The sequence below is a fragment of the Pseudomonas sp. B1(2018) genome (assembly GCF_003097365.1).
In the GTDB taxonomy this organism is placed as follows: Bacteria; Pseudomonadota; Gammaproteobacteria; order Pseudomonadales; family Pseudomonadaceae; genus Aquipseudomonas; species Aquipseudomonas laurylsulfatiphila.
Genome location: NZ_PYUK01000008.1, coordinates 46,345 through 63,328 on the forward strand (window position 1 = coordinate 46,345; position 16,984 = coordinate 63,328).

A 16,984-nucleotide genomic window follows, 5' to 3' on the forward strand; every position below is an offset into this window, starting at 1 on the left:
TCAGCTTGTAGGCGTGGGAGATTGGTCGGCTGACAGGCCGTCATCGCAGGCAAGCCAGCTCCCACAGGGTCAAAGTACATCCGCCAGATTCAGGTCGGCTGGCAGGCCGCCATCGCTGGCAAGCCAGCTCCCACAGGGTCAAAGTACATCCGCCAGATTCAGGTCGGCTGGCAGGCCGCCATCGCTGGCAAGCCAGCTCCCACAGGGTCAAAGTACATCCGCCAGATTCAGGTCGGCTGTCAGGCCGCCATCGCAGGCAAGCCAGCTCCCACAGGGTCAAAGTACATCCGCCAGATTCAGGTCGGCTGGCAGGCCGCCTTCGCTGGCAAGCCAGCTCCCACAGGGATTGGGGACATCTGCAAAAACCAGGTCGGCTGTCAGGCCGCCTTCGCGAGCAGGCTCGCTCCCACAGAAGAGCAAAGGCAGAGCGGCGTACACAGAGGCTCTTCACCACTCAACAGGCCGAGCGTTAGCTCGCCTGCCGCTTTTGATCTTGATCCACCCGCCCCCTCGGCAGGCTGAGTGGAGGTGTTCATCCGGGGATGGGCGCGCAGCGCCGTTCGACGCAGTCGAACTCATTGCATGTAGGTCGAAGCGAAGCCGACCGGAGGGCAATGCCCCCGGATGAATGCCGGAGCGAAGGAACCCCGAGCCTCAGCGAGGGGCCGTACGTAAGGGGCGAGACCTTTTGGTTACTTTTGGGGCGTTTGCCAAAAGTGACCCGCTGTAAGAGCGGAACCGTAAGCCGCCGTTACCAAAGAAATGGATATGTACCCGGTTAAAAACCCAACAACGAAACAAGCCTCAAGCCCCTTGCCCCCCCGCCACAGACGGCTAACATCAAACAAAAGGAAAATATCCCCACCCTCACCCCTAAAGTTGAAGGACTCGACAACCGACACAGTGCTAATAGGCTAACTCATCAAGACAACTGCAAATCAGCCAAGCTGCAGGCAAAATCCCCCAAGGATGATTGTCCCTTTGACTGCCATCACGGGATTGCCAATACTCATGGCAACTTGATACTACCCGCACGGAACAAGGAATATCCCTTTGAAGCTGGAACTCAAGAACAGCTTGTCGGTGAAGTTGCTCCGGGTCGTGCTCCTGTCGGCATTGATCGTCGGCGTGGTCTTGAGCTGCGCGCAGATTGTGTTCGATGCCTATAAAACACGCCAGGCCGTCGCCAGCGATGCCGAACGCATCCTCGACATGTTTCGCGACCCCTCGACCCAGGCCGTCTATAGCCTGGACCGGGAAATGGGCATGCAGGTGATCGAAGGCCTGTTTCAGGACGCCGCCGTGCGCAAGGCCTCCATCGGCCATCCCAACGAAGCCATGCTCGCGCAAAAAACCCGCGAATTGCAGCACTCCCACAGCCGCTGGCTGACCGACCTGATTCTCGGCCAGGAACGCACCTTCACCACCCAACTGGTCGGTCGCGGGCCTTACAGCGAGTATTACGGCGACCTGAGCATCACCCTCGATACCGCCACCTACGGCCAAGGGTTCATTGTCAGCTCGGTGATCATCTTCATTTCCGGCGTACTGCGCGCGCTCGCCATGGGGCTGGTGTTGTATCTGGTCTATCACTGGCTGCTGACCAAGCCACTGTCGCGAATCATCGAGCACCTCACGGAAATCAATCCGGATCGTCCCAGCGAACACAAGATTCCGCTGCTCAAGGGCCACGAGAAAAACGAACTGGGCATCTGGATCAACACTGCCAACCAGTTGCTCGAGTCCATCGAACGCAATACCCACCTGCGCCACGAGGCGGAAAACAGCCTGTTGCGCATGTCCCAATACGATTTCCTGACGGGACTGCCGAACCGGCAGCAATTGCAGCAGCAACTGGACAAGATCCTCATCGACGCCGGCAGGTTGCAGCGCCGGGTCGCGGTGTTGTGTGTCGGCCTCGACGATTTCAAGGGCATCAACGAGCAGTTCAGCTACCAGACCGGCGACCAGTTGCTGCTGGCCCTGGCCGATCGCCTGCGCGGCCATAGCGGTCGCCTGGGTGCCCTCGCCCGCCTCGGTGGCGACCAGTTCGCCCTGGTCCAGGCCGATATCGAACAACCCTACGAAGCCGCCGAGCTGGCACAAAGCATTCTCGATGATCTGGAAGCGGCGTTTGCCCTCGACCATCAGGAAATCCGCCTGCGCGCCACCATCGGCATCACCCTGTTCCCCGAGGATGGCGACAGCACCGAGAAGTTGCTGCAAAAGGCCGAGCAGACCATGACGCTGGCCAAGACCCGCTCGCGCAACCGCTATCAGTTCTATATCGCCAGCGTCGACACCGAAATGCGCCGCCGCCGCGAGCTGGAAAAAGACCTGCGCGATGCGCTGGTCCGCAATCAGTTCTACCTCGTCTACCAGCCGCAGATCAGTTACCGAGACAACCGCGTAGTGGGCGTCGAAGCCCTGATTCGCTGGCAGCACCCCGAGCACGGCCTGGTACCGCCAGACTTGTTCATCCCGCTGGCCGAACAGAACGGCACCATCATTGCCATCGGCGAATGGGTGCTGGACCAGGCCTGCAAACAATTACGCGAGTGGCATGACCAGGGCTTCAGTGACCTGCGCATGGCGGTCAACCTGTCCACGGTGCAATTGCACCACGCCGAACTGCCACGGGTGGTCAACAACCTGCTGCAAATGTACCGCCTGCCGCCACGCAGCCTGGAACTGGAAGTCACCGAGACCGGCCTGATGGAAGACATCAGCACCGCAGCCCAGCATCTGCTCAGCCTGCGCCGCTCCGGTGCGCTGATCGCCATCGATGACTTTGGAACCGGCTATTCATCCTTGAGCTATCTCAAGAGCCTGCCGCTGGACAAGATCAAGATCGACAAGAGCTTCGTTCAGGACCTGCTCGATGACGACGACGATGCGACCATCGTTCGCGCCATCATCCAGCTGGGCAAGAGCCTGGGCATGCAGGTGATTGCCGAAGGTGTGGAAACCGCCGAACAGGAGGCCTACATCATTTCCGAAGGCTGCCACGAAGGTCAGGGTTATCACTACAGCAAGCCATTGCCGGCGCGGGAACTGGGCGTTTACCTCAAGCAGGCCCAACGCAGTAACGCGGCTATTTTGTAGAACATAAAAAGATCGCAGCCTCGTTTCACTCGACAGCTCCTACATGAACCGCACGCTTGTGTAGGAGCTGTCGAGTGAAACGAGGCTGCGATCTTTTGATCCAAGACACAACCCCACCTGAATAAGAAATATTTCCACCTACAACCCTTTACACATAATGCGAAAGATTTGCATTATGTCGCAGTTTTGCGTGCGCATAGCGCCACTCCACCCCTATCCAAGCAGGATGTTCGCCATGATTCGTATGCCTCTGGCTACCGCCAGTCTGTTGGCCATCGCTATTTCCCTCGCCGGTTGTGGCGAAGGTGACAAAGAAAAAGCTGCCGCGCCTGCGCCAGCCGCCAGCACCGCGGCCGCCCCGGCTGCTGCACCTGCCGCTGCCGGTAAAGTCGACGAAGCCGCCGCCAAAGCCGTTGTCGCTCACTACGCCGACATCGTTTTCGCCGTTTACAGCGATGCCGAATCCACCGCGAAGACCCTGCAAACCGCCGTAGACGCCTTCCTCGCCAAGCCGAACGACGACACCCTGAAAGCCGCCAAGGCTGCCTGGGTTGCCGCTCGCGTGCCTTACCTGCAGAGCGAAGTGTTCCGCTTCGGCAACACCATCGTTGACGACTGGGAAGGTCAGTTGAACTCCTGGCCCCTGGACGAAGGCCTGATCGACTACGTCGACAAGTCCTACGAGCACGCCCTGGGCAACCCGGGTGCCACCGCCAACATCATCGCCAACACTGAAGTGCAGATCGGCGAAGACAAGGTCGACGTCAAAGACATCACCCCGGAAAAACTCGCCAGCCTGAACGAGCTGGGCGGTTCCGAGGCCAACGTCGCCACCGGTTACCACGCCATCGAATTCCTGCTCTGGGGCCAGGACCTGAACGGCACCGGCCCTGGCGCCGGCAACCGTCCGGCTTCCGACTACCTGGAGGGCAAAGGGGCTACCGGCGGTCACAACGATCGTCGTCGTGCCTACCTGAAGTCCGTGACTCAGTTGCTGGTCAGCGACCTGGAAGAAATGGTCGGCAACTGGAAGCCGAACGTGGCCGACAACTACCGCGCCACCCTGGAAGCGGAACCGGCTGAAACCGGCCTGCGCAAAATGCTGTTCGGCATGGGCAGCCTGTCCCTGGGCGAACTGGCGGGCGAGCGCATGAAGGTTTCCCTGGAAGCCAACTCCCCTGAAGACGAGCAGGATTGCTTCAGCGACAACACCCACAACTCGCACTTCTACGATGCCAAGGGCATTCGTAACGTGTACCTGGGTGAATACACCCGTGTCGACGGCACCAAAATGACCGGCGCCAGCCTGTCGTCCCTGGTGGCCAAGGCCGACCCGGCTGCCGACACAGCGCTCAAAGACGACCTGGCCGCTACCGAAGCCAAGATCCAGATCATGGTTGATCACGCCAACAAGGGTGAGCACTACGACCAACTGATCGCTGCCGGCAACACCGCAGGCAACCAGATCGTCCGTGACGCCATCGCCGCCCTGGTCAAGCAGACCGGTTCGATCGAAGCCGCCGCTGGCAAACTGGGCATCAACGACCTGAACCCGGACAACGCTGATCACGAATTCTGATCAACGCTGACTGAATGAAAAAGGCGACCTTCGGGTCGCCTTTTTTTTGCCGCAACACAATTCATCTTGTAGGAGCTGCCGAGTACAACGAGGCTGCGATCTTTTGATTTTTAAAAGCAAGATCAAAAGATCGCAGCCTCGTTGTACTCGACAGCTCCTACAGGAAAACGCGATTGCATGGTTTGCCCCGCAAAACTGCGGCAAATCAAAGCAAACGATAATTCCTCTTATTCAAATTCCTATCCCCTGTTAGACTTTGCGCCCTTGTTTTGCTCGTCTTGCAGGATCCCTGATGCCCTCGCTGCCTCTTCGCTTGTCCGCACTGTTTCTGGCCCTGGGCCTGAGTGCCTGCGATGACGCCCCGAAATTCACCCAGGCAGAACCCGGTGAAGCCCGCTCCGGCGGCAGTGCCACGGTGCGCAAGACCGATCAGAACGCGTTTTCCATGCCCTCGGCGAACCTGCCGCCGTCCCGGCGTGTGGATTTCAGCGTCGGCAACAGTTTCTTCCGCAGCCCTTGGGTGATCGCTCCTTCGACGACGACCGCGCGCGATGGTCTCGGCCCGTTGTTCAACACCAATGCCTGCCAGGGCTGTCACATCAAGGACGGCCGCGGCCATCCACCGACTGCGGACGATGTGAACGCCGTGTCGATGCTGGTACGCCTGTCGATTCCCGACACCCCGGCGTATGCCAAGGTCATCGAACAGATCGGCGTAGTGCCGGAGCCCGTCTACGGCGGTCAGTTCCAGGACATGGCCGTACCCGGCGTGGCCCCCGAAGGCAAAGTGCGGGTCGATTACACCGCCGTGCCGGTTCGCTTCAAGGACGGCACCGAAGTCGAGTTGCGCAAACCGAGCCTGAACATCACCCAGCTGGGCTACGGCCCGATGCACCCCGACACCCGCTTCTCGGCACGGGTTGCCCCGCCGATGATTGGCCTGGGCTTGCTCGAGGCGATCCCTGACGAGGCGATCCTGGCCAACGCCGAGGCACAGGCCAAGGCGAACAACGGCATCAGCGGACGACCGAACCGGGTCTGGGATGACGCCGGGCAAAAGACGGTTTTGGGAAGGTTTGGCTGGAAAGCCGGACAACCGAACCTCAATCAACAGAATGTTCACGCGTTTTCGGGCGATATGGGCCTCACGACCAGCCTGCGGCCCTTTGATGACTGCACGGACGCGCAAACGGCCTGCAAACAGGCACCCAGTGGCAACGGCCCCGATGGCGAGCCGGAAGTCAGCGATAACATCCTGCGCCTGGTGCTGTTCTACAGCCGTAACCTCGCCGTACCGGCCCGTCGTGACGTCAACGCACCTGAAGTGCTGGCCGGCAAAACCTTGTTCTATCAGGCCGGTTGCCAGTCCTGTCACACACCGAAGTACACCACCGCCGCCAACGCCGCCGAACCTGAGCTGGCCAATCAAGTGATTCGCCCCTACAGCGACCTGCTGCTGCATGACATGGGCGACGGCCTGGCCGACAACCGTAGCGAATTCCAGGCCAGTGGCCGCGAATGGCGCACCCCGCCGTTGTGGGGCATCGGCCTGACACAGGCGGTCAGCGGCCACACCCAGTTCCTGCACGACGGCCGCGCCCGCAACCTGCTCGAAGCCGTGCTCTGGCATGGCGGCGAGGCGACAGCGGCGCAGCAACAGGTTTTGTCTTTCAATGCCGAGCAGCGCGCCGCGCTGCTGGCGTTCCTGAATTCCCTTTAACACGCATTCCACTCGCGGGAGCCCGACATGTTCCGTCCCAAACTGTTGTTCACCAGCCTTGCCGCCCTCGCCCTGGGCGCCTGCTCGCCTCAGGATCCGCAGGCGGTCACGTCGGCGGCCATCGCCAAGTCGGTGATCCTGCCGACCTACACCCGCTGGGTTGAAGCCGACCGTCAATTGGCAGTCAGCGCCCTCGCCTACTGCGAAGGCAAGGAAACCCTGGAAACCGCCCGTGCCGACTTCCTGCATGCGCAAAAAGCCTGGGCCGAGCTGCAACCGCTGCTGATCGGGCCGTTGGCCGAAGGCAACCGTTCGTGGCAAGTGCAGTTCTGGCCGGACAAGAAAAACCTGGTCGGCCGTCAGGTCGAGCAACTGGTCAGCGCCCAGCCGCAGATCGATGCCGCCGCCCTGGCCAAGTCCAGTGTCGTGGTGCAAGGCCTCTCGGCCTACGAATACATTCTGTTCGACAGCAAGCCTGACGTGGCCAACGCTGAGCAGAAGAGCAAATACTGCCCACTGCTGATTGCCATCGGCGAACGCCAGAAACAGTTGGCCGAAGAGATTCTGCAAACCTGGAACAACACTGACGGCATGCTCGCGCAGATGAGCAAATTCCCGAACCAGCGTTACGCCGACTCCCACGAAGCGATCGCCGATCTGCTGCGGGTTCAAGTCACCGCCATCGACACCCTGAAGAAAAAACTCGGCACGCCGATGGGTCGCCAGAGCAAGGGCGTGCCGCAACCGTTCCAGGCCGATGCCTGGCGCAGCCAGTCGTCCCTGACCAGCCTCGAAGCCAGCCTCGCGGCTGCCAAAACGGTCTGGGAAGGTGTGGATAACAAAGGCCTGCGCGGTCTGTTGCCGAGCGAGCAGAAGCCGTTGGCCGACAAGATCGATGCCGCCTATGCCGCCTCGCTGAAACTGTTTGCCGGCAACCAGCGCACGCTGACCGACATGCTCAATGACGAGGCCGGCCGCCAGCAACTCAACGAGCTGTATGACAGCCTCAACGTCGTCCATCGCCTGCACGAGGCCGATCTGGCCAAGGCATTGGGCATCCAGCTGGGCTTCAATGCCAACGACGGTGACTGATGAGGGCCAGTTCCATGTTGCGACGCCAGGTTCTGACATTAGGGAGTTTGCTGCTGGGTGCGGTGACGCTGGGCGGCTGGACGCTGTTCAAGCAAAAGGACAAGAGTCCGTTGTTGCTTTCGGCACGGGACGATACCGATGGCCAGCATTACGCCGTCGGTTATCGGCTCGATGGCACCCAAGCGTTCGCCACCCGGGTCGACCAGCGTTGCCACGACATCATCAACCACCCGACACTGCCCATTGCGCTGTTCGTCGCCCGCCGTCCGGGTACCGAGAGTTACCTGATCGACCTGCGCGAAGGCGCGCTCCTGCAAACCGTGGTGTCGCAGCCCAACCGGCACTTCTACGGACACGCGGTCATTCACCACAGCGGCGACTGGCTGTACGCCACCGAAAATGACACCACCGACCCGGGCCGCGGCCTGCTCGGCGTGTATAAGTTCGAAGGCGAAAGGCTGGTGCACAGCGGCGAGATTTCCACCCACGGCCTGGGTCCGCACCAGGTGTCGTGGATGCCCGATGGCGAAACCCTGGTGGTGGCCAACGGCGGGATTCGCACCGAGGCCGAAAGCCGGGTGGAGATGAACCTCAACGCCATGGAACCGAGCCTGGTCCTGATGCAACGTGACGGCACCCTGCTGAGCAAGGAAACCCTCGCCCAGCAGATGAACAGCGTGCGCCATCTGGCCATCGCCAGCGATGGCACCATCGTCGCCAGCCAACAGTTCATGGGCGCGGCCCACGAGTCGTCGGAGCTGTTGGCGATCAAGCGTCCCGGCCAGCCTTTCGTGGCGTTCCCGGTGCCCGAGCACCAGTTGCAGGCCATGGGGCACTACACCGCCAGCGTCGCGGTGCACAACGACTTGCGCCTGGTGGCGTTGACTGCGCCGCGGGGCAATCGTTTCTTCATCTGGGACCTGGACAGCGGTGAAGTACGCCTGGATGCCCCCCTGCCCGACTGCGCCGGGGTCGGCGCCGTGGCCGATGGTTTTGTCGTGACCTCGGGCCAGGGGCGCTGCCGTTACTACGACTGCCGCCAGACAAACCTGGTCGCCAAACCGCTGGAGCTACCCGCAGGGCTCTGGGACAACCATCTGCATCTGATGGCCTGAATCATTGAAAAGATCGCCGCCTTTCGTACACCCCGCAGGCGCGACCCGAGACGGCGAATCTTTTCAGGCTTTCCCCCCTCTAATACCTCACAACCTGTAAAAACGGCAGTTGGATTACCTCTACACTCCCGGTAATGTGCCCTGCTGTCTCACCTGATTTTCTCCAAGGAACTGGAATATGCTGCGTCGCCGCATGCTGATCATGTTGGGTGTGGTACTACTGATTGTGCTGGTCCTGGCCGCCTACAAAGCCTTCTCGATCTACACGATGGTTCAAGGCTTCTCTGCGCCCAGACCGGCCATCAGCGTTGCCGTGGCAACCGCCACCGAGCGTCCGTGGCAAGCCCGCCTGCCTACCGTTGGCACGCTCAAGGCATTGCAGGGCGTGGACCTGAGCCTGGAGACCGATGGCACCGTCATCGATTTGCAGTTCGAGTCAGGGCAAAAGGTCAAGGCCGGTCAACCACTCCTGCGCCTCGACAGCGCCGTTGAAAGCGCCCTGCTGGAAACGGCTCTGGCCGACCTCGGGCTGGCCCAGCTCGATTACGGTCGCGGTAGCCAACTGGTCGGCAGCCAGGCCATTTCCAAAGGCGAGTTCGACCGGCTTTCGGCGGTGCTGAAAAAGAGCCGGGCCACGGTCAATCAACTCAAGGCTGCGCTCGGCAAAAAAAGCATCGTCGCGCCCTTCAGCGGGACCATCGGCATTCGTCACGTAGACGTTGGCGACTATCTTGCCAGCGGCACCATGATCGCCACCCTGCAAGACCTCAGCAGCCTGTATGTCGACTTTTTTGTGCCCGAGCAGTCGGTGCCGAAGATTGCACTCGGCCAGCCAGTGCAGGTCATAGTCGCGGCGTATCCGAACCAGGAGTACCCGGGCACCATCAGTGCAATCAACCCGAAAGTCGAGAACAGCACCCGTAACGTGCAGGTCCGCGCCACCCTGGCCAACCCCGATGGCAAGTTGATGCCAGGCATGTTCGCCAACCTCCAGGTGCTCCTGCCCGACCCGCAACCGCGCATCGTGGTGCCGGAAAGCGCGATTACCTACACGCTCTACGGCAACTCGGTGTATGTGGCCGCGCAAAAGAAGGCCGAAGACGGCAGCCCGGTAAAGGATGACAAGGGCCAACCGGTGCTGATCGCCGAACGGCGTTTTGTCGAGACCGGCGAACGCCGTGATGGGCAAGTGATGATCATCAAAGGCGTGCAGAGCGGCGAGAACGTGGTGACCGCCGGCCAGCTCAAACTGGATAACGGCTCACACATTGCCATCAGCGACGACAAGACCCAGGCCGGGCAGAACAGCCCGCCACGCGCGGACTGATCAAGGAATTTCCATGGCTTTTACCGACCCGTTCATCCGCCGTCCGGTTCTCGCTACCGTGGTCAGCCTGCTGATTGTGCTGCTGGGCTTTCAGGCCTGGAGCAAGCTGCCGCTGCGCCAGTACCCGCAAATGGAAAACGCCCTGATCACGGTGACCACCGCCTACCCCGGAGCCAACGCCGAGACCATCCAGGGCTACATCACCCAACCGATGCAGCAAAGCCTCGCCAGCGCCGAGGGTATCGACTACATGACCTCGGTGAGTCGCCAGAACTTTTCGGTGATATCGATCTACGCGCGCGTCGGCTCCAACAGCGACCGTCTGTTTACCGAACTGCTGGCCAAGGCCAACGAGGTCAAGAACCAGCTGCCCCAGGACGCAGAAGACCCGGTGCTGAGCAAAGAATCTGCCAATGCGTCAGTGCTGATGTACATGAGTTTCTTCAGCAAGGAATTGAGCAACCCGCAGATTACCGATTACCTGTCGCGGGTGATCCAGCCCAAACTGGCGACCTTGCCCGGCATGGCCGAGGCCGAAATCCTCGGCAACCAGGTATTTGCCATGCGCCTGTGGCTGGATCCGGTGAAGCTCGCGGGTTTCGGCCTCAGTGCCAGCGATGTGACCAACGCGGTGCGCCAGTACAACTTCCTCTCGGCCGCCGGCGAGGTGAAAGGCGAATACGTGGTCACCAGCATCAACGCCAATACCGAACTCAAGTCCGCCGAGGCCTTCGGGGCGATTCCGCTCAAGGTCGATGGCGACAGCCGTGTGCTGCTGCGGGATGTGGCGCGCGTGGAAATGGGTGCGGAAAACTACGACTCCATCAGCTCCTTCGGTGGCACCCCTTCGGTGTACATCGGCATCAAGGCGACACCTGCCGCCAACCCGCTGGATGTGATCAAGGAAGTGCGCAAGATCATGCCGGAACTTGAGGCCCAGCTACCGCCGAACCTCAAGGGTGAAATCGCCTACGACGCCACGCTGTTCATCCAGGCCTCGATCGACGAAGTGGTGAAAACGCTGTTCGAAGCGGTGCTGATCGTGATCGTGGTGGTGTTCCTGTTCCTTGGTGCCCTGCGCTCGGTGGTGATCCCGGTGGTGACCATCCCGCTGTCGATGATCGGCGTCATGTTCTTCATGCAGATGATGGGGTACTCGATCAATCTGCTCACCCTGCTGGCGATGGTATTGGCCATCGGCCTGGTGGTGGATGACGCCATCGTGGTGGTGGAAAACATTCATCGCCACATCGAGGAAGGCAAGACACCGCTGGACGCCGCCATTGAAGGCGCCCGGGAAATCGCCATGCCAGTGATCTCGATGACCATCACCCTGGCGGCGGTGTACGCGCCGATCGGCTTCCTGACCGGCCTGACCGGGGCGCTGTTCAAGGAGTTCGCCCTGACCCTGGCCGGCGCGGTGGTGATTTCCGGCATCGTCGCCCTGACCCTGTCGCCAATGATGTGTGCGTTTCTGCTGCGTCACGACGAGAACCCCAGCGGCCTGGCCCATCGCCTCGACATGATTTTCGAACGCCTCAAGCGACGCTACCAGAGCATGCTCCACGGCACCCTCAACACCCGCCCGGTGGTGCTGGTGTTCGCCGTGATCGTGTTGTGCCTGATTCCGGTCCTTCTCAAGTTCACCAAATCGGAACTGGCGCCGGATGAGGACCAGGGCATCATTTTCATGATTGCCAACGCCCCGCAACCGACCAACCTCGACTACCTGAACACCTACACCGACGAGTTCGTTGCGATCTTCAAGGGGTTTCCCGAGTACTACTCGTCATTCCAGATCAACGGATTCAACGGCGTGCAATCGGGCATCGGCGGTTTCCTGCTCAAGCCCTGGAACGAGCGTAGTCGCAGTCAGATGGCGATCCTGCCCGAGGTTCAGGCCAAACTGGAAAGCATCCCGGGGTTGCAGATTTTCGGCTTCAACCTGCCGTCCCTGCCAGGCACCGGCGAAGGCTTGCCGTTTCAGTTCGTCATCAACTCCTCCAACGATTACGAACTGCTGCTGCAAGTGGTCGACCGGGTAAAAAAACGGGCGATGGAATCCGGCAAGTTTGCATTTGTCGACGTTGACCTGGCCTTCGACAAGCCGGAAGTGGTGGTGGACATCGACCGCGCCAAGGCCGCGCAGATGGGGGTTTCCATGCAGGATCTGGGGGGAACCCTGGCAACCCTGCTGGGTGAAGGCGAAATAAACCGATTCACCATCGAAGGTCGCAGCTACAAGGTCATCGCCCAGGTCGAGCGAACGTTCCGCGACAATCCGGACTGGCTGAACAATTACTACGTGAAAAACACCCAGGGCGAGCTGTTGGCATTGTCGACCCTGATCACCGTCACCGACCGCGCTCGACCGAGACAGCTGAACCAGTTCCAGCAACTCAACTCCGCCATCCTGTCCGGCGTGCCGCTGGTGAGCATGGGGGAAGCCATCGACCTCGTGCGCCAGATCGCCCGCGAAGAGGCACCGGTCGGTTTTGCCTTCGACTACGCCGGCGCGTCGAGGCAGTACGTACAGGAAGGCAGCGCCCTGTGGGTCACCTTTGCCCTGGCGCTGGCGATCATTTTCCTGGTGTTGGCGGCGCAGTTCGAAAGCTTCCGCGACCCGCTGGTGATCCTGGTCACCGTGCCCCTGTCTATCTGCGGCGCGTTGATTCCGCTGTTCCTGGGTTGGTCGAGCATGAACATCTACACCCAGGTCGGTCTGGTGACGTTGATCGGGTTGATCAGCAAGCATGGCATTCTGATCGTCGAATTCGCCAACCAGCTACGCAAGGACAAGGGCCTGACGGCGCGGGAAGCCGTGGAGGAAGCGGCGGCCATCCGCCTGCGTCCGGTGTTGATGACCACCGCGGCGATGGTGTTCGGCATGGTGCCCTTGATCATCGCCACCGGTGCTGGCGCGGTCAGCCGGTTCGACATAGGCACGGTCATCGCGACCGGCATGTCGATCGGCACCTTGTTCACCCTGTTTGTGTTGCCTTGCGTCTACACGGTGCTGGCCAAACCCGATAAGCGCTGACGCAGAAAAACCTGTGGGAGCGGGCTTGCTCGCGAAGGCGATTGATCAGTCAACTTATTGGTTGAATGACACACCGCTTTCGCGAGCAAGCCCGCTCCCACATTGAATCGTGCATGTTTGGAAGTCAGGGCAAAAAAAAGGCCTCGCAAGTGCGAGGCCTTTCATTTTGGCTTCAATCGATTCAACTTTGCGGCCTCAATCCCTGAGAAAGTCCGAACATGAATAACAATAAATCATGATCGGGTCGAGTGGCCACGGATGCCTTCGCAACCCGCGGCAACGGACAATGTTCTTCTGCGCTTATCGAGCTGAGAACCTGGGGGCGTGGTTGCTCCCAGGTTGCCATCGCGATCGATGCAACTGCCAAGGCTCCTACCAGAAACAAACCTCGTGCAATTTCGAGTTTCATCGCTATAAACCCTTGATAGCGCTGCCAAACGCCGTCTCATAAAAGTAGACGAGCTTTTTCCAGTCTGCATCGCTGAACGACGAGTGGCGACGCAACTGTTTCATGTCATGGAGAGCTGCGCGACGGGCCGTCAAACGCTGTCGGCATTTCTCCAGATCGATCAGGGCCACTTCGACCTTGGCCGTCTCGCCCTCACCGGTCACGCGAACGAATACGTGCTTGTCGTAAAGGCAACCGTGCTGCCAGCGGCCCTTGTGCATGCGAGCCAGGTTTTCAGCCAGGTCCTTGAGCACTCGTTCGTTAATGGCCTCACCATGACGCTCGCGACCACCCGCGGCGTACCAGCGATCGATTTCCTCGAAGCCGTCCAGCGACTTGGTGACCAGCAAGGCGCGCCATTTGTGCACGGGATCGCGCTGTGCCCCACAGAAAACGATTTCCGGAACCCGTACGCCAAGCACCGTCACACCGGTGAGCGCGGTATGCTCGCGCAGTACCGTAGGCCGCCCGAAAGGGTGCTGCCAGCTACGATGGATATGCCCGGTCTGGCGCTTGACGTAGAGCAGTTGACCATCACCGCCCATCAGGCGTTGAACACCGCTTTCCCCGCCGCGACGGACGTTGGGTTCTTCCACCCATTCACCGCGCTGATTCCAGAAGTAATCGAAGCGGTCCTGGGGAACGACTTCCGTTTCTGCTGCACACTGCACTGCCATCCTGTTACCTCTTGCGTAATACGTAAACTCGCCACATGGCATAGAGCGGCAAAAAGTCCAGTTGTTCCTGGATGCGGAAACCCGCCTGCTCAAATTCCTTCTCTACGGTAGCGGCCGGTAACACAAACCGGTTTTGGTAACCTTCCTGCCCACGGGTTTTCTCCGAACGCTTGCGTTTCCAGGCCTTGAAGTTGCCATCGACCCACAGCGAAATGATCACGCTGTCGCGGGAAACCCGCTCGAATTCACGCAGGATAGCCATGCGATGCTCGGCTTCACCGATGTGGTGGAGCAAGCGCATGCAAAAAATGCTGTCGACGGCGTTGTCCGGCAAGGCGATGTCGAATGCCGATGTGTGCAAGGGTTGTACCCGCTTCACCACATCGGCCGGTTGCGCCTGGGTTGCGATCTTCAGCATGGATTCCGAGTTATCGGCACCGATGATCACACGGTTGGACTTTTCCGCCAACAAGGGCCAGAAACGCCCTGCACCACAAGGCAAATCGAGGACCAAACCCGGCTCGCCAACCAGGGCCAGCGCCTTGCGCGCCAGTTGTTCGTCACGCCAATGGGACAATCGACGGCCGAGACCTTCCTGGTGTTTGCGCAAATAGCGTTGCGCGTGTTGATCGTCGTACTTTTCTGAAAAATCGAGTTTGATCGGGCCGTCCATCATCAGGTCTCCTGAACTTCTGATAGCAACTACCTTAGATTTTGCGGTGTCGGCGACTGGTCATCCATTTGTGAAAATATCGTTATGGGAAACCCGCAATTATTACAGGGTTTTACTGAATTGATTGGGTTTTCTGGACGGCCAACTCAACGGATCAAGTTCGGGATAGCTCCACCTGAAAACGGCAGCCACTGGGCTCCATCGTCGTCAGGCTGACGCTCCAGCCCTGGTTTTCACAAATCCGCTGCACCAGTGAAAGCCCAAGACCCAGACCTTCCCCACGCTTTTCGTTGCCTCGAACAAAAGGTTCGAACATCGCCTCGCGTTTCTCCTCGGGAATCCCCACCCCACTGTCCTCGACCACAAAGCCCGTGCCCGTCAGGCTCAGGCGAATGAAGCCCCGTTCGGTGTAATGCAAGGCGTTGCGCAGCAAGTTACCCATCACAGCGTGCAGCAGTGTTGCATTGTAGCCCTTGGGCTCAGGCATGCCCGGTTCGAAAATCAACTTCAACCCTTTGCTTTCAATGGGCTCGCGCCACAGAACGAGCAGTCCCTCGGCCACCTGGCCCAGGGACTGCTGCGGTGACATGCTGGCGTCTTCGCGCTGGGCACGGGCCAGCATCAGGAAGGTTTGCACCAGCTCACGCATTTCTTCACACGCCCGGGCAATGCGCTCGACCTGGGCGCGGCCACGTTGATCGAGACCAGGGTTTTCCAGCAACAACTCGCAGGAACTGGCCAATATCATCAGGGGCGTGCGCAATTCATGGCTAACGTCGCTGGTAAACAAGCGCTCACGAGTCAGGGCCTGACGCAAGCGCCCGAGGGTAGCGTCGAAAGCCACGGCCAACTCGCCCACTTCGTCGGCGGCATAATCCGGGGCCAAAGGGGGGGCCAGGCCGAGCAGTTGATCGCGATGGCGTACCTGCCGGGCCAGCCGCACCACCGGTGCCATGACCTTGCGTGCCAGGACCCAGCCGAGAAACACCGCCAGTGCCAGGCTCAGTACGAAACCCACCAGCACCACGGCAAACAGCACCCGCTCACGCTCTTCGAAGTCGCTCTGGTCCTGCAACAACACGTAACGTCGGCCGTCGACGATTTCGACCATCGCGTGGTACGACAGGTTTTCACGGAAGACTTCGTGAAAACCCGGCTCCAAATGGCGCAAATCCTTGGGCAACCTGAAATCGCCGGGCCCGTTGCTGAAGTAGAACAATTGGTCGGGTTCGGGACGATGGCTCCAGTCCGTGACGTTGTCCATCAGCAACAGGCGCTGCAAATCACCGCCCAGGCCTGCCGAAATCAGTTTTTCCTCCACCAGGTGCACGGTCGCCACGATGCCCATGGCAAAGGCACCCGCCACCAGTGCGCTCATCAGCGCAAAGGCAATGATGATGCGTTGGGAAAGGCTCTGCTTAAACTCCATCACGCCCCTCGGCCAGGCGATACCCCACACCGTGCACGGTTTGCAGCAATGGCTTGGCGAACGGCTTGTCGATCACCTGGCGCAGTTGGTGGACATGGCTGCGCAGGCTGTCGCTGTCCGGACAATCGTCCCCCCACAGCGCCTCTTCAAGAATTTCACGACGCAACACATGCGGGCTTTTCTGCATCAACACGGCGAGCAATTTCAGGCCAACCGGGTTGAGTTTCAGCAATCGGCCTTCGCGGGTGACTTCCAGGGTGTCGAGGTCATAGTTCAGGTCGCCGACCTGCAAGGTCCGCCGCCCGCCGCCCTGGGTCCGGCGCATGACTGCTTCGATACGCGCCGCCAGTTCAGACAGGGCAAACGGCTTGATCAGGTAATCATCGGCGCCGGACTTGAAGCCTTGCAGACGGTCGTCCAGTTGATCGCGGGCCGTGAGCATGATCACCGGCGTTTCGCGGCGGGCATCTTCGCGCAGGCGTTTGCACAAGGTGTAGCCATCGATGCCGGGCAACATGATATCGAGCACGATCAAATCGTAGTGCTCGGTGGCCGCCAGATGCAGGCCAGACAGACCATCCTGCGCGCAATCCACGGTATAGCCTTTGAGCCCCAGGTAATCGGCCAGGTTGGCCAGGATATCGCGGTTGTCTTCAACCAATAGAATTCGCATGGGTATCTCTCCGTCCACAGTAACGGCCGTCGTGGCCCGCGCAGCTTAAGGCCAAGTGTGGCTCACGGCTAGGGGAAGGCTGTGGGTGAATCAATTTGCTCAACCA

The 16,984-nt window shown here is 60.1% G+C and carries 12 protein-coding genes; 7 read left to right on the top strand and 5 right to left on the bottom strand.

Translation table 11 applies throughout. The annotated features are described in order from the left end of the window. Positions 1 to 1,053 precede the first annotated feature (1,053 nt). The 7 genes from C9422_RS14335 (at position 1,054) to C9422_RS14365 (ending at position 12,978) form a co-directional block, all read left to right on the top strand. A complete protein-coding gene (locus C9422_RS14335) occupies positions 1,054 to 3,105 on the top strand; it encodes a bifunctional diguanylate cyclase/phosphodiesterase (RefSeq protein WP_116581104.1) in 2,052 nt (683 codons plus the stop codon). Positions 3,106 to 3,340: 235 nt separating this feature from the next. Beyond that, the gene (locus tag C9422_RS14340) at positions 3,341 to 4,684 is read left to right on the top strand and encodes an imelysin family protein (RefSeq protein ID WP_007978592.1); all 1,344 of its coding nucleotides are present in this window, start codon (positions 3,341 to 3,343) and stop codon (positions 4,682 to 4,684) included. A 292-nt stretch (positions 4,685 to 4,976) separates the two neighbouring features. Then, positions 4,977 to 6,404, top strand: coding sequence for a di-heme oxidoredictase family protein (locus C9422_RS14345; RefSeq protein WP_116581105.1), 1,428 nt, complete (start codon positions 4,977 to 4,979; stop codon positions 6,402 to 6,404). A 27-nt stretch (positions 6,405 to 6,431) separates the two neighbouring features. After that, the gene (locus C9422_RS14350) at positions 6,432 to 7,496 is read left to right on the top strand and encodes an imelysin family protein (protein ID WP_116581106.1); all 1,065 of its coding nucleotides are present in this window, start codon (positions 6,432 to 6,434) and stop codon (positions 7,494 to 7,496) included. 14 nt (positions 7,497 to 7,510) lie between these two features. Further along, the gene (locus C9422_RS14355; protein WP_116581107.1) at positions 7,511 to 8,611 is read left to right on the top strand and encodes a DUF1513 domain-containing protein; all 1,101 of its coding nucleotides are present in this window, start codon (positions 7,511 to 7,513) and stop codon (positions 8,609 to 8,611) included. A 178-nt stretch (positions 8,612 to 8,789) separates the two neighbouring features. Further along, complete coding sequence (locus C9422_RS14360; protein WP_116581108.1) at positions 8,790 to 9,938, top strand: efflux RND transporter periplasmic adaptor subunit; 1,149 nt, start codon at positions 8,790 to 8,792, stop codon at positions 9,936 to 9,938. Positions 9,939 to 9,951: 13 nt separating this feature from the next. Further along, on the top strand, positions 9,952 to 12,978 hold the full coding sequence (locus tag C9422_RS14365; protein WP_116581109.1) for a multidrug efflux RND transporter permease subunit: 3,027 nt from the start codon (positions 9,952 to 9,954) through the stop codon (positions 12,976 to 12,978). A gap of 181 nt (positions 12,979 to 13,159) precedes the next feature. On the opposite strand, the gene C9422_RS32540 is transcribed toward C9422_RS14365, so the two are convergent. The 5 genes from C9422_RS32540 to colR form a co-directional block, all read right to left on the bottom strand. Then, positions 13,160 to 13,387 carry a hypothetical protein gene (locus tag C9422_RS32540; RefSeq protein ID WP_015096670.1) on the bottom strand — a complete coding sequence of 76 codons (228 nt, stop codon included), beginning with the start codon at positions 13,385 to 13,387 and terminating at the stop codon, positions 13,160 to 13,162. A gap of 2 nt (positions 13,388 to 13,389) precedes the next feature. After that, positions 13,390 to 14,103, bottom strand: a complete 714-nt coding sequence (locus tag C9422_RS14380) for a lipopolysaccharide kinase InaA family protein (RefSeq protein ID WP_116581110.1) — start codon at positions 14,101 to 14,103, stop codon at positions 13,390 to 13,392. A 4-nt stretch (positions 14,104 to 14,107) separates the two neighbouring features. Beyond that, positions 14,108 to 14,776 carry a class I SAM-dependent methyltransferase gene (locus tag C9422_RS14385; protein ID WP_033048233.1) on the bottom strand — a complete coding sequence of 223 codons (669 nt, stop codon included), beginning with the start codon at positions 14,774 to 14,776 and terminating at the stop codon, positions 14,108 to 14,110. Positions 14,777 to 14,930: 154 nt separating this feature from the next. Further along, on the bottom strand, positions 14,931 to 16,205 hold the full coding sequence (locus C9422_RS14390) for a HAMP domain-containing sensor histidine kinase (RefSeq protein WP_116581111.1): 1,275 nt from the start codon (positions 16,203 to 16,205) through the stop codon (positions 14,931 to 14,933). Then, positions 16,195 to 16,878 (bottom strand): two-component system response regulator ColR, encoded by a 684-nt coding sequence (gene colR, locus C9422_RS14395; RefSeq protein WP_007978572.1) that lies wholly within the window; start codon positions 16,876 to 16,878, stop codon positions 16,195 to 16,197. Before colR ends, C9422_RS14390 begins: the two co-directional genes overlap by 11 nt. Positions 16,879 to 16,984: the final 106 nt, after the last annotated feature.

What these genes read in the sequence shown, in the direction of transcription:
- C9422_RS14380 (WP_116581110.1), bottom strand. Translation starts at nt 14,103, where the DNA reads ATGGCAGTGCAGTGTGCAGCAGAAACGGAAGTCGTTCCCCAGGACCGC.
- C9422_RS32540 (WP_015096670.1), bottom strand. Translation starts at nt 13,387, where the DNA reads ATGAAACTCGAAATTGCACGAGGTTTGTTTCTGGTAGGAGCCTTGGCA.
- C9422_RS14355 (WP_116581107.1), top strand. Translation starts at nt 7,511, where the DNA reads ATGTTGCGACGCCAGGTTCTGACATTAGGGAGTTTGCTGCTGGGTGCG.
- C9422_RS14390 (WP_116581111.1), bottom strand. Translation starts at nt 16,205, where the DNA reads ATGGAGTTTAAGCAGAGCCTTTCCCAACGCATCATCATTGCCTTTGCG.
- C9422_RS14340 (WP_007978592.1), top strand. Translation starts at nt 3,341, where the DNA reads ATGATTCGTATGCCTCTGGCTACCGCCAGTCTGTTGGCCATCGCTATT.
- C9422_RS14360 (WP_116581108.1), top strand. Translation starts at nt 8,790, where the DNA reads ATGCTGCGTCGCCGCATGCTGATCATGTTGGGTGTGGTACTACTGATT.
- colR (WP_007978572.1), bottom strand. Translation starts at nt 16,878, where the DNA reads ATGCGAATTCTATTGGTTGAAGACAACCGCGATATCCTGGCCAACCTG.
- C9422_RS14350 (WP_116581106.1), top strand. Translation starts at nt 6,432, where the DNA reads ATGTTCCGTCCCAAACTGTTGTTCACCAGCCTTGCCGCCCTCGCCCTG.
- C9422_RS14385 (WP_033048233.1), bottom strand. Translation starts at nt 14,776, where the DNA reads ATGGACGGCCCGATCAAACTCGATTTTTCAGAAAAGTACGACGATCAA.
- C9422_RS14345 (WP_116581105.1), top strand. Translation starts at nt 4,977, where the DNA reads ATGCCCTCGCTGCCTCTTCGCTTGTCCGCACTGTTTCTGGCCCTGGGC.
- C9422_RS14365 (WP_116581109.1), top strand. Translation starts at nt 9,952, where the DNA reads ATGGCTTTTACCGACCCGTTCATCCGCCGTCCGGTTCTCGCTACCGTG.